Consider the following 13,013-nt stretch of genomic DNA (forward strand, 5'->3'; position numbering starts at 1 on the left):
TTAATGACGAAAGTTACCAACTTGATATTTCATCAACAGGTAAAATCCGCCATTAAATCACCAAATACAAAATCCCCTAACTCTAGATAGAAACTGAAGCCGGGGGATTGCTGTTGTTTGTATGTAACTCTGCATCAGCTGATGCTTCATTATTCACACGGATAATCTTTGCTCCTAGTTGTTGCAATTTCATATCCAGGCGATCATAACCACGATCTAAGTGTTTTAATCCTTGAATTGTGGTTTTTCCTTCTGCTGCTAGTCCAGCTATCACCAAGGCTGCAGATGCTCGTAAATCCGTGCCTATTACTGGTGCGCCGGATAACATTGGCACGCCGCGAACAAAGGCAGTATTACCTTTAACGCGAATATCTGCCCCCAAGCGATTTAACTCGGAAGCATGACGCAGACGATTCTCAAACACAGATTCATTAATGATGCTGTCACCTTCTGCCAAAGTCAGCAATGCCATAAACGGCGCTTGCATATCTGTGGGAAAACCCGGATGGGGTAAGGTATCAATATCTGTGGCTCTGAGCTTTTCTGCTGGTAAAATGCGTAAACAGTCTGACCCTTCCTCAATGATGGGTACGCCAATTTTTTGTAACTTGGCAATCACTGGGATTAAATGGTCGGGAACCACTGGGGAAAGAGTAAATTCTGAACGAGTGATGGCTCCAGCGAGTAAAAAAGTTCCTGTCTCAATCCGATCAGGAATAATGCTGTAGTCAGTAGAATGTAATTTTTCAACACCGTTGATGGTAATTGTACTCGTTCCTGCTCCTCGAATCTTCGCTCCCATTGAGTTACAGAAATTCGCCAAATCGGCTACTTCTGGTTCTCTGGCAGCATTTTCTAGGATAGTTTCACCATCAGCTAAGGTAGCTGCCATCATCAGGGTTTCAGTTGCACCAACGCTGGGAGTATCTAAGTAGATTCTCGCTCCCTTCAATCTACCATTGCTACCAGGAACAAAAGCATTACAAATGCCATGCTCAATTTGGACTTCTGCTCCCATTGCTTGCAGTCCCCTGACGTGCAAATCAACTGGTCTAGCACCAATGGCACAACCCCCTGGTAAAGGCATTTGTGCTACTCCCAGTCGCGCTAACAGAGGTCCGATGGCAAAAAAGCTGGCTCGCAGTTGAGTAACTAGTTCATAAGGCGCTTTGGATGTGCTAATTTCCCTGGCATCAACATCTAAAATGTCGTCTTCTCTGGTTAAGCGCAATCCCAAAGCTGATAAAACTTGCCCCATGCGCTCTACGTCCGCTAATAAGGGGACATTGCGAATACGACAATCTCCTGAACAAAGCAAAGCTCCAGCCATGATTACCAGTGCTGAATTTTTTGCCCCGCTAATTTTTACATGACCTTGCAAAGGATGCCCACCCCAAATTTGCAAAACTGAGGAGTCTGCTTCAGGTGAAGACTTGGCATCTGGTAAGCTGCTAGAAGAATTAATAAGCCTACCTCCAAAAAAAGTACGCAATAATAAAGGTTTAAAGTTGGTTTTGATTCTACAGTAAAGAGTTGGTTTGTCTACATTTTGGTGTGATGACTTGTGAAGATAAATTTTAACTTTCTATGTTCTGACGGCTGTAAATAATTACTGGCAAGCTTTCTGCGGTTTGAAAATTTATTGGCTATGTTAACATCAATTACGTATCAAAACCAAAAACAATACTCAGTAAGAAGCTGATTCTGTTTTTTTTGGCAGTACCTATGAGAATAATCTTGGTTGACAAACTTACAGAATTAAGCAATAATAAGAAATTGTCGATAAGATATCGATGCCAGCGGAACTGGCGGAATTGGCAGACGCGCTAGATTCAGGTTCTAGTGCCGCAAGGCTTCCGGGTTCAAGTCCCGGGTTCCGCATATTAATTTGTTTGGGATTTCAGATGAATCTAAAATCCCAAATCTCAAAATATAAAATCGTGTTGACAAGTTTACAAAATTCCCTAGTTAAGCAAATCCGTAAGCTGCACTCTACCAAAGAGAGACATAAGCAGCAGCTATTTTTACTGGAAGGGACGCACTTGCTAGAAGAAGCTTGTGCGGTGAATTACCCTTTAGATACGGTTTGTTGTACAGAAAAATGGCAAATGGCACATCCTCAATTGTGGGATAATGCTTGTAGTTATTGCGATCGCTCAGAAATTGTCAGTGAAGACGTTTTAGCGGCAATGGCAACGACGGTACAGCCAGATGGTGTCGTTGCCATTGCAAAGCGGAGTGAACAGCCAACCCAAGTCCCTTTTACTGGTTTGGTTCTAGCTGTGGAAACTCTGCAAGATCCAGGGAATTTAGGGACTATGATTCGCACCGCTGCGGCTGCTGGGGCATCCGGTTTGTGGTTAAATAGTGATAGTGTGGATTTAGATAATCCCAAGGTTTTACGTGCGTCTGCGGGGCAGTGGTTTCGCTTAAATATGGCGGTGAGTGAAGATTTAAGGACGACAGTTGCTCAAAGCCAGCAAGCAGGAATGCAGGTAGTTGCTACTATGCCAAATGCAAATTTAACTTATTGGGAAGTGGATTGGCGTAAACCTAGTTTGATTCTACTGGGAAATGAAGGGGCTGGGTTATCAGCAGATTTAGCAGCAATGGCGAATACACAAGTGAAAATTCCTCTTAGTCCTGGAGTAGAATCTTTGAATGTAGCGATCGCAGCGGCTTTAATGTTATATGAAGCCCAGCGGCAAAAGATTTATAGTTAATCGGTTTTTAATTTTTGTGTTTTTTTGCTAAATATTGCTCAATATCAGCAACTGCATCCTCTAAAGCTGATATATCAATAGCATCCGTCTTGTTGCTTAAGCTATCGTTCATGGAACTACTATTATTAGATTTAGTTTCCACTTGATTTCCAGGGGAATTGACTTGTAAGATGTCTTCTAACTGAAGCAGGGATTGCTGAAACTCTTGAGCAGCGTCACAGCGCTGATATTGCTGAATAGGTTTCATAATCTTAAGAAAAAGAATCAGGGTGAAGTTGAGTAATTGTCGATTGTAGTCGCTAATCCAGTCAATTTGAGCCGTCTAAAATTATTTATGATAGCTATCTGCTCACCACTATTTGGTCTAGTATCAATTTTACACATTAGTAGGCTTGACTGCCAAACTTGTTGAAATGAATCAATCGATTAAACAAATTCTAATTTGCTTGGGTGCAGCTATTATCGGTTTTAGCGTCGTTGGTTGCGATCGGCTGTTTCCCCCGACTGGTGATATTGTTGAGAGGGTGAGCGATGGTGATACATTGGTGTTGAAAGACGCTGATGGCAAGAAGTTCACAGTGCGCTTTGCTTGTGTTGATTCCCCAGAAATACCTCATTCTAAGAAAGAAAAAAACAGTAGATTTACTAAAGATGTAAATCAATTTGCTTGGGGTGTGAAAGCACAAACACGGGTAGAGGAACTTGTGCAGCAGGCAGGTAATCGCGTCAAGTTGAGTATAACGGATAGCGATCGCTATGGTAGAAAAGTTGCAGAAGTGCGTTTAAAAGATGGTACTTTTGTCCAACAAGTTTTGTTACAAGAAGGATTAGCTAAGGTATATCGTCCTTATTTAAACAAATGTCCCAGTAAAGATATCGTCCAACAAGCGGAAGCGCAAGCGCAACAGCAACGAATTGGGATTTGGAGTGATCGGAAATTTGTTGATCCTTGGAATTATCGGAAAGGAAATAAGTAAATAAAGCTAATGTAGAGATGTTTTAGATAATGTTTGAAAAGTCTCAATCCATACTAACCCTCCTGACGTGCAAATCAACTGGTCTAGCACCAATGGCACAACCCCCTGGTAAAGGCATTTGTGCTACTCCCAGTCGCGCTAACAGAGGTCCGATGGCAAAAAAGCTGGCTCGCAGTTGAGTAACTAGTTCATAAGGCGCTTTGGATGTGCTAATTTCCCTGGCATCAACATCTAAAATGTCGTCTTCTCTGGTTAAGCGCAATCCCAAAGCTGATAAAACTTGCCCCATGCGCTCTACGTCCGCTAATAAGGGGACATTGCGAATACGACAATCTCCTGAACAAAGCAAAGCTCCAGCCATGATTACCAGTGCTGAATTTTTTGCCCCGCTAATTTTTACATGACCTTGCAAAGGATGCCCACCCCAAATTTGCAAAACTGAGGAGTCTGCTTCAGGTGAAGACTTGGCATCTGGTAAGCTGCTAGAAGAATTAATAAGCCTACCTCCAAAAAAAGTACGCAATAATAAAGGTTTAAAGTTGGTTTTGATTCTACAGTAAAGAGTTGGTTTGTCTACATTTTGGTGTGATGACTTGTGAAGATAAATTTTAACTTTCTATGTTCTGACGGCTGTAAATAATTACTGGCAAGCTTTCTGCGGTTTGAAAATTTATTGGCTATGTTAACATCAATTACGTATCAAAACCAAAAACAATACTCAGTAAGAAGCTGATTCTGTTTTTTTTGGCAGTACCTATGAGAATAATCTTGGTTGACAAACTTACAGAATTAAGCAATAATAAGAAATTGATGTTTGAAAGATAGAAGTCAAGGGTGACTGGATGAGGATTTTTACAGGTTATAAAATTGAGAATAGAAAACCTAGAAGTGGAGTAGGGGATTAGCACGGCTTTGGTGTAACCCGTTACGTAGGCTGTCGGGATAAATCATAATAAAGGGAAGAGGCGAAGAAACGAGACCATCAAAGCGGATTGCTATATAATATTTGTAGTGAGTAGGAGATCAATAACAATGTCAGAAAAAACTTTCGATATTGCTTACTTATCTGATAATTTACTGGAGTTATTATCAGATATCCAAAATAATATGGAAATTACGCTAACTAATCAAGGGGTTCCTTGGGCAAAAGTCTTACCTATTTCTTCAGAAAATATTACAGTGGAAAAAGTGGGTTTAAATCAAATGAGTAACCAAGGTATTTTAGAGCCAAGAATTGCGGGTTTTTGGCAAGGACAGGTGAAGATTGCTGATGATTTTGATGAAACTTCAGAAGAAGTGATTGCTGCTTTTTATGGGGAATAATATAATAATGAATTTTCTGTTAGATACTCATATTCTGTTATGGTTTTTAGAAAATAATTCTAAGTTATCAAATCAGGTACGAGAAGTAATTACTAATCCTGAAAATTTAATTTTTGTTAGTGCTATTAGTGCTTGGGAAATTTCTATTAAACAGTCTTTAGGAAAGTTAATAGCTCCTAGTAATTTAGAGGAGGCTTTGCGCTTTAGTCGTTTAGAGGTTTTAGAGATGAAGTTGGTAAGTAGGTGGGCGTTAAAAAATATAATATAGACCTAACCCCCCAGCCCCCTTCCCTACCAGGGAAGTGGGAGTCAAAGCCTCTCCCCTTGTAGGGGAGAGGTTTGGAGAGAGGTTTTATATTTAATTGCGCCAAGCTACTTACATGGAATCAAAGTTGCTGATTTGCCAATGTATCACAAACATCCTTTTGATAGAATGTTAATTGCTTAGGCTTTGGTGGAAGGGTTAACGATAATTACGGTAGATGAAAAGTTTAAATTTTATGATGTGCCGTTATTAATAATTGAATCTTGATAATATCGCATCAATGACAAGGATGATGTAGAGACGTTTCATGAAACATCTCTACAATGTGGTTTCCCTAAATGATACAGCACTTCCCGGTGTTATGAGGTACAAGAACCCCACCCCCAACCCCCTCCCCGCAAGCGATGAGGGGGCTAAGATGTACTTCATAAGAGCGGAAACCGCTGTATGAGAAGCTACACCAAGGTAGTTGTAAAGTTATTGAGTCCTAGAGTACCTGTTAATCCTGTCACCTCAATAATTGCATCAGCAGTGGCACTAAATCCGGCTGTAGCATTATTAATAGCGACAAAGGTACGGCTACCAAAGGAGAATTGAGCAGCAGAGTTAGCGGCAAAACTAGCGGTGGTTAATTTGGCTGTAATGCCAGTTGTATCAAGTGTTGCTACAGTTCCCACGTTATTGAATGCGGTGCGTGCTGTGGAAACGAGGAATAAATCATTACCAGCAGTAGCATTGAAGTCTGTAATAACATCAAAGCTATTGAAGACGGAATCAGCTAAGTTGCGGTAGTCAAAACGATCTATTCCTAACCCTCCAGTGAGAGTATCTTTTCCAGTTCCACCGGTTAGTAAGTCATTACCTGCACCACCATTAAGGATGTTATTAGCAGCGTTACCTGTAATGACATTATTACCAGCATTACCAGTACCGTTAATCGCGGCTGTTCCTACGAGAGTCAGGTTTTCGATGTTGGTGAGAGTGGCAATACTAAAAGTGACACTAGATTGAATTGTATCTGTGCCTTGTCCTGCATTTTCGGTGATGGTGTCAGTGGTGCTATCAACAATGTAGGTATCGTTGCCTAAACCGCCAATTAGGGTATCAACACCAGCACCACCATTGAGGATGTTGTTACCAGTGTTACCTGTGATAACGTTATTGCCAGTATTACCTGTACCGTTAATCGCACCTGTTCCTGTCAGGGTGAGGTTTTCAACATTGGTGAGAGTGGCAATAGTAAAGGTGACACTAGATTGAATGGTATCTGTGCCTTGCCCGGAAAGTTCGGTGATGGTGTCAGTGGTGGTATCGACAATGTAGATATCATTGCCTAAACCACCAATGAGGGTATCAATACCAGCACCACCATTGAGAGTATCGTTACCAGCACCACCATTAAGGATGTTATTACCAGCGTTACCTGTAATAACGTTATTACCAGCATTCCCTGTCCCGTTAATCGCGGCTGTTCCTGTCAGGGTGAGGTTTTCGATGTTGGTGAGAGTGGCAATAGTAAAGGTGACACTAGATTGAATGGTATCTGTGCCTTGCCCTGCATTTTCGGTGATGGTGTCAGTGGTGCTATCAACAATGTAGGTATCGTTGCCTAAACCGCCAATGAGGGTATCAACACCAGCACCACCATCAAGAATGTTATTACCTGTGTTACCTGTGATGACGTTATTACCAGCATTACCAGTACCGTTAATTGCAGATGTTCCTGTCAGGGTAAGGTTTTCAATGTTTGGCAGGGTAGCTAGGCTAAAGGTGACACTGGATTGAATTGTATCTGTGCCTTCATTGGCATTTTCGGTAATAGTGTCAGTGGTGCTATCGACAATGTAGGTATCATCCCCTGTACCACCTATGAGGGAATCATTCCCAGTACCACCATTGAGGGTATCGTTACCTGCACCACCATTGAGGATGTTATTCAGACTATTGCCAACTAAGTTGTCATTTAAGCTACCACCAATCACGTTTTCGATATTGACAAAATGCTGACCACCCCAAATTTGACCTAATGTTAAGGTGAGATTTTCATTAATGACTTGTGATCCTGCCCAACTCAGATTGACGTTGATATTTTTGGTGGTAGTTTGTGAGAAATCGAGTGTATCTTGATCTTTAGCAACTTGAACAGCATTAAAGCTTTCCCACGTACTAAAATTAGGAGTTTGAACTACACTGGTCAGGTTACCATTAGCTTGAAGATAGGTGTTATGAACTGTTTTTAATCCTACTTTCCCATTGCCAGCATCAACAAGATTGAAACTTTCCCAAGTGCTAAAATTAGTGGTTTGAACTACCCTGGTCAGGTCACCATTAGCTTGCAGATAGGTATTGTGATCTGTTTTTAATCCTATTTTTCCATTGCCAGCATCAACAATATTAAAGCTTTCCCAAGTGCTAAAATTAGTGGTTTGAACTACACTTGTCTTGTCACCATTAGCTTGAAGATAGGTATTATGAACTGTCTGTAGTCCAGTGATGAGGATTTCCTTGATGATATCACTTCCTTGTTGGGAGTCTGTATCAAATACATAAGTATCAATACCTGCATCACCATTGAGGGAATCATTCCCAGTACCACCATTGAGGGAATCATTCCCAGTACCACCATTGAGGGAATCATTCCCAGTACCACCATTGAGGGAATCATTCCCAGTACCACCATTGAGGGAATCATTCCCAGTACCACCATTGAGGGAATCATTCCCAGTACCACCATTGAGGGAATCATTCCCAGTACCACCATTGAGGGAATCATTCCCAGTACCACCATTGAGGGAATCATTCCCAGTACCACCATTGAGGGAATCATTCCCAGTACCACCATTGAGGGAATCATTCCCAGTACCACCATTGAGGGTGTCATTGCCATCGCTACCATTGAGGATGTTATTAGCGGTGTTACCTGTGATAAGGTTATTACCAGCATTACCTGTACCGTTAATCACATCTGTTCCTATCAGAGTCAGGTTTTCAATGTTTGCTATGTTAGCTAGACTATAGGTAATACTGGATTGAATTAGATTTTGAGCTACATAAACGACTTGTTCAACTTTGACAGAGAAAGCTCTATCATTCCAGTCATTTCCTACCCAAGAAGCTGAAGAATTAAAAACTTTTTCGTATATAGTTCTTGATGTATTCTCGTATGGACTGCTGTAAAGGGTTATTTTCCACCCATCCGGGATTATGAGAGAACTTATACTCCGAGGATCAAAGGAATAAGCAGTAAAATGATTGAAATCATATTCTCCTGGTGCTAATTTGAAACTTTTACCACCATAACTTCCATGTTCAAAAACTTCTGCATAACGATCAGATACTACAAGGGAAGAAACAGTGTCATTAAAATTCCAATAATCTCCTGTGAACGAAGTATCTGAAGTATATACTTTGTTAGCACCTGTAAAGTCTGAATTATGATACAGTCTCATACTCCAGCCATTAGGAAGTTTTAAAGAGCTTAAAATGTTGTCACCAAAACCATTACTTGTCAAGTAATTTACATCGTATCTACCAGGTGCTAATGTTAAACTTCTACCTTGATAGTTGCTATCTTCAAAGATTTCTGCTGCTTCTATAATCAAATCTCGTTGAAGATTGAAACCAGAATTTGCATTTAATAAAGCAATATTCTTTCCATTGAAACTTAAAGTATTAGTGGTAGTGTTGTAGCTAAACTTGGTCTTATCAATGCTGCCTGTAAAAGCGAATTTATTGACGAGTATTTTATCTCCTTGTTGAGCATTAAAATCTTGGATAGTATCTATTCCAGAATAGGAGAATGAGTCATAAACAAAAACATCACTACCTTCTCCACCCCAAAGTTCATCACTTCCATCACCACCATTGATGATGTCATTACCAGACTCACCATTGAGGATATCATTACCTTCACCACCCTCTAAATAATCATTACCATCATTGCCGTAGAAATTGATCAGTGGTTGGTACTTGTTGCGATATTCCTGGGAACTGTTATTGTTTATGCCAAACCCCCCAAAGAGGATGTCATTCCCTTGACCTCCCTCAATTATGTCGTTGCCTAAAAGACCTAAAACTATGTCTGCACCACCGAAAGAGTGAATTCTATCACCTGCAAAAGAGGATTTATTACTGGTATCGAAGGTATCAGCAGTATCACTGCCTAAAATAAGAGTTTGTTTGAATGTACTGATTGTGCCAGTAAAATTTCCTTGAGCATCCGTCACTCTTAAATCCTGTACTAATGCAAGAAAGCTGGCATCGTCTATACCAAAATCCTTCAAACTATTGCTGAGAGTGGCAACAAGCTCGGAGCGTTCCAGATTAGAGCTATCTGAATAATTCACTAAGATATCTATGCCACTTTGAGAAGAGCCTAATCGTAGGTTATAAGAATACGGTTTGTCTTTTGCACCTAGCAAAGATGGCAAAACTAGCGTATCTAATCCAGGCTGAAAATCCCTAACGACTATTTTTTCTCTGTTTCCTTGCTGAATAATGTCTCCCCAGTTTTCCGTGCCAAAGCTTGTAACAGCATTTTTAGCGCGCTCTTTTTGAGCTTCAATGGCAGCTTGGGCTGCGTTAGAATCATTCAATAACTCACCGATTCCTCGACCTGTTGAAAATATCCACTCCACGACTGATTGTGCGGTTTCGCCAAATTTTTTGCCTGCTATTTTACCTAAACCTGCACCCAATAAATCTAAGGCTAAATCTCCAAAGAATCCTCCCCAATTCACATCGGAAGCGGAGGGATCTATTGTCACGGCATTGACAAAATCAGCTAACTTTTGAGTGTTAAAGTTAAAAGCCAATTTTACTTGACCTTTTAGGTTGAGCAAAAATTTGTCTGCACCCTTTCCGCCAAACAGTGTCTTTGTAAGATTAGGATTATTACTTACACCAGCGACTGCATAGATAGTGTCATTGCCATCAAGACCGTTGAGAGTATAGGAGTCCTTTGCATAAATATCATCACCCAAATCTACTGCTAGAGTATCATTGCTGTTACTGCCTTGATAATTAAAACTGCCTCCATTCTGGACAAAAATATTCTGACCGACACCTTTACCATGAGATCCATGAGAGAAATCAAATTGGGTATTACCACCTCTGGCTGAATTGGTATTGAAGTTGCTATTAGTCAGGGTTAAACTCGCACCAGACCTGACGAAAATAGCACCACCTAAGCCAGCACCTCCACCGGCTGTTCCACTGTGTCTACCGATGGTGTACCCGTTACCCCCTGAACCATCAGCACCAAACTCTCCTCCTTTTCCTCCTTTTCCTGTTATTCCATACTCAGGTGCAGAAGAACCATCATAATCCTGTCCGCCGCCACCGCCGCCGCCACCGCCGCCACCAAAGCCCCCGTTTCCTCCATTTCCTCCATTTCCAGCATAATCAACCCAACTTAGTCCCCAAGCACCAGCGCCGCCGCCGCCGCCACCACCGCCAATCCCAAAGCTACCGTCTCTCCCGTTTGTACCATTGTTAGCGTAGTATGTCGCCGTCCCCCAATCGTAGCTATAACCTTGACCACCGCTACCGCCTGAACCACCGGCATCTGTTTTATATTCGGCTGTAATATTAAATCCTCCGCCATGACCTCCTGCTTTACCTTCTTCCCCCCCCAAATTACCACCTGAAATAAAAACGCCTCCACCAGAAGGAATAGTATTACCCCCAACAGCCAGATTGTTGTAGAAATATGCATCCTTAACAGTTACATTCCCTGAATTAATAAACAGCGCCCCCCCAGCGCCTAGACCACCGCCACCACCATTGTAGCCATCGCCTCCTTTTGCGTAACCCCCGAAAAAGGTAAGTCCTGAGAAAGTAACCGTAGCCCCATTGACTGTAATAATCTGATATCCACCTTGACCATAAATGTAGGTATTACCATCATCAGTAAAAACAATGTCATTGCCTGCATTCAGAGTGGGTAGAGAACTGTTAAGACGAATTGTGCCACTCACACCTGTCAGATCAATGGTATCTACTCCAGCCATGTTGCCTGCATCAATGATGGCTTGGCGCAGAGAACCAGCACCACTATCGTTATTGTTAGTGACTTTAAAAGGGTTGTTTTGTTCTATGGTAATTAAATTTCCATCCACCGTCACAGTCGCACTATCATCCTCAGCCTGCAAAACCGCTAATTCTTGCTCACTTATACTCTTCCCTTCCACCAACCTCGCAAAAACATAACCCTCATCTCCTGCTGCATCAGTTGTATTAATCTGTGAATCTACATAATGTCCGTATTCTTCCAACAATACAGCTACAATTGCATCGAGATTATTAGCATTTGCGGTAATAAACTCTTGGGATAGATAAATCTTACCTGTAGCTACAGCAAAAGCCCCATTTGCACCATTAATATCATTACGATTCACAATCTCGATGGTAGGAATATCGCTAAAATCCCCTTCAGCCAATTTGTCAAATATTGAATTAGCTACTGACTGATTAAAATCACTACCAAAAGCAGTTTCTAGCTTTGTGGTGTACCCTGCATCAAATCGGAACTGACTGAGATATTCAGATGTATTCTGTAACGCTTGATCTAAAATGCTATCTAAATTAGTTGATAAATACTGAGAATCGACGACTTCCCAAGGAAAACGGACTTTATGTGAATGGTTGGGTACAGTTCTGAAGCTGGTCATGACAGACTCCTGATTTTGAAATTGCAGATATAGTTTTCGTGATATTTCCACGCAGTGCGAGTAACACTAGTTAGCGTTTACCCAGCCTACCCAACCCTGTACCAACTTCCGTACCGAGAAATACCGACTTATTCTGACTTATTTGGACTTAGATAATTTCAAAGCCTATTTTGAGGTATAAAAGGGAAAAGCTACCTGTAGATAGATATAGATATCAGCTTCAAAAATCTTGATATAGCGTTTATCGGTTGAGTGAAATACAATCACCCCACCCCCAACCCCCTCCCCGCAAGCGAGGAGGGGGCTACAATGTAGCTCATGTGATTAGGAAACGCTATCAAGCCCAAATAATGGAAAATATTCCAATTCAAATATATAGCCGTGGACAGGGTGGTTAGGACATCAATTGATAATGAAACTCTCACTACAAGAGGGTTTTACTCCTGACTCCTGACTCCTGACTCCTGACTCCTGCTATATTTGTAATAAAATTTCTCGTTTTATTAAAAAATCGCAAATTCACCGAAAGTCTTAAGATTTACTCAGTGTAGAAATAGACCATTGTATAAAATATTTAGTTTTATAAGTTAAAACTTTTGTCATATATCTAAAGATAGATTGTAAGAAAACATTAATCATGGATAAATTAAATTTATAACATCGGAAATTTGGCAAAATTCCGAATAAAGACTTGATTATTTCCGTCAATGGGTAAATTCCGTAATTAATTATTTATGTCAAAGTCACTCAGGGTTAGTCATGACTGCATTAATCAAGTTAAATTAGCGGTTACACGCAATGGTTATCCTCACCAAAGAGCCTTGGCTCATGATACAGGATTGTCCTTAACCACAGTTAGCAACTTCCTCACTGGTAAACCTGTTAGTTATGCTACGTTTGAAGAACTATGTCGCAGATTAAATCTGGATTGGCGAGAAATTGCTAGTACTAACATTGAAGTAACTTCTACCCCCCCCCCCGCAATACGTACAAATACGTAAAAAAAAACAAAATTTAAATTTCAAGACTGGGGAACAGCGGTTGATATTTCAGT

The 13,013-nt window shown here is 41.0% G+C and carries 8 protein-coding genes, 1 tRNA gene and 1 pseudogene; 6 read left to right on the forward strand and 4 right to left on the reverse strand.

Features of this window, described 5'->3' with window-relative positions; translation table 11 throughout:
* Positions 1-82: 82 nt before the first annotated feature.
* The gene (gene murA, locus A9Y75_RS09070; protein ID WP_071189658.1) at positions 83-1,465 is read right to left on the reverse strand and encodes a UDP-N-acetylglucosamine 1-carboxyvinyltransferase; all 1,383 of its coding nucleotides are present in this window, start codon (positions 1,463-1,465) and stop codon (positions 83-85) included.
* Between the two features lie 334 nt (positions 1,466-1,799).
* Here murA and A9Y75_RS09075 point away from each other — a divergent pair.
* Both A9Y75_RS09075 and A9Y75_RS09080 read left to right on the forward strand, forming a co-directional pair.
* A tRNA-Leu gene (locus A9Y75_RS09075) sits at positions 1,800-1,881 on the forward strand.
* A gap of 59 nt (positions 1,882-1,940) precedes the next feature.
* Complete coding sequence (locus A9Y75_RS09080) at positions 1,941-2,723, forward strand: RNA methyltransferase (protein ID WP_071189659.1); 783 nt, start codon at positions 1,941-1,943, stop codon at positions 2,721-2,723.
* Between the two features lie 7 nt (positions 2,724-2,730).
* Here A9Y75_RS09080 and A9Y75_RS09085 read toward each other — a convergent pair whose 3' ends face one another.
* Entirely contained in the window at positions 2,731-2,970 is a 240-nt protein-coding gene (locus A9Y75_RS09085) for a hypothetical protein (RefSeq protein WP_071189234.1), read from the reverse strand.
* A 166-nt stretch (positions 2,971-3,136) separates the two neighbouring features.
* Between A9Y75_RS09085 and A9Y75_RS09090 the strand changes: the two genes are divergently transcribed.
* Positions 3,137-3,700 carry a thermonuclease family protein gene (locus A9Y75_RS09090; protein WP_071189235.1) on the forward strand — a complete coding sequence of 188 codons (564 nt, stop codon included), beginning with the start codon at positions 3,137-3,139 and terminating at the stop codon, positions 3,698-3,700.
* 61 nt (positions 3,701-3,761) lie between these two features.
* On the opposite strand, the pseudogene A9Y75_RS09095 reads toward A9Y75_RS09090, so the two are convergent.
* Positions 3,762-4,196: pseudogene (locus tag A9Y75_RS09095) on the reverse strand (UDP-N-acetylglucosamine 1-carboxyvinyltransferase); the annotation flags it as partial.
* A gap of 536 nt (positions 4,197-4,732) precedes the next feature.
* Here A9Y75_RS09095 and A9Y75_RS09100 point away from each other — a divergent pair.
* Together A9Y75_RS09100 and A9Y75_RS09105 are read left to right on the forward strand one after the other, a co-directional pair.
* The gene (locus tag A9Y75_RS09100; protein ID WP_071189237.1) at positions 4,733-5,023 is read left to right on the forward strand and encodes a hypothetical protein; all 291 of its coding nucleotides are present in this window, start codon (positions 4,733-4,735) and stop codon (positions 5,021-5,023) included.
* Between the two features lie 7 nt (positions 5,024-5,030).
* Complete coding sequence (locus tag A9Y75_RS09105; protein WP_143046385.1) at positions 5,031-5,291, forward strand: type II toxin-antitoxin system VapC family toxin; 261 nt, start codon at positions 5,031-5,033, stop codon at positions 5,289-5,291.
* A 452-nt stretch (positions 5,292-5,743) separates the two neighbouring features.
* Here the strand turns inward: A9Y75_RS09105 and A9Y75_RS09110 are convergent, their stop codons facing one another.
* Positions 5,744-11,959 carry a bluetail domain-containing putative surface protein gene (locus A9Y75_RS09110; protein WP_071189238.1) on the reverse strand — a complete coding sequence of 2,072 codons (6,216 nt, stop codon included), beginning with the start codon at positions 11,957-11,959 and terminating at the stop codon, positions 5,744-5,746.
* Positions 11,960-12,693: 734 nt separating this feature from the next.
* Here A9Y75_RS09110 and A9Y75_RS09115 point away from each other — a divergent pair.
* A complete protein-coding gene (locus A9Y75_RS09115) occupies positions 12,694-12,960 on the forward strand; it encodes a helix-turn-helix transcriptional regulator (protein ID WP_071189239.1) in 267 nt (88 codons plus the stop codon).
* Positions 12,961-13,013: the final 53 nt, after the last annotated feature.

Source organism: Trichormus sp. NMC-1 (assembly GCF_001858025.1).
Classification (GTDB): domain Bacteria; phylum Cyanobacteriota; class Cyanobacteriia; order Cyanobacteriales; family Nostocaceae; genus Anabaena.

What these genes read in the sequence shown, in the direction of transcription:
- A9Y75_RS09085 (WP_071189234.1), bottom strand. Translation starts at nt 2,970, where the DNA reads ATGAAACCTATTCAGCAATATCAGCGCTGTGACGCTGCTCAAGAGTTT.
- A9Y75_RS09090 (WP_071189235.1), top strand. Translation starts at nt 3,137, where the DNA reads ATGAATCAATCGATTAAACAAATTCTAATTTGCTTGGGTGCAGCTATT.
- A9Y75_RS09100 (WP_071189237.1), top strand. Translation starts at nt 4,733, where the DNA reads ATGTCAGAAAAAACTTTCGATATTGCTTACTTATCTGATAATTTACTG.
- A9Y75_RS09105 (WP_143046385.1), top strand. Translation starts at nt 5,031, where the DNA reads ATGAATTTTCTGTTAGATACTCATATTCTGTTATGGTTTTTAGAAAAT.
- A9Y75_RS09110 (WP_071189238.1), bottom strand. Translation starts at nt 11,959, where the DNA reads ATGACCAGCTTCAGAACTGTACCCAACCATTCACATAAAGTCCGTTTT.
- A9Y75_RS09115 (WP_071189239.1), top strand. Translation starts at nt 12,694, where the DNA reads ATGTCAAAGTCACTCAGGGTTAGTCATGACTGCATTAATCAAGTTAAA.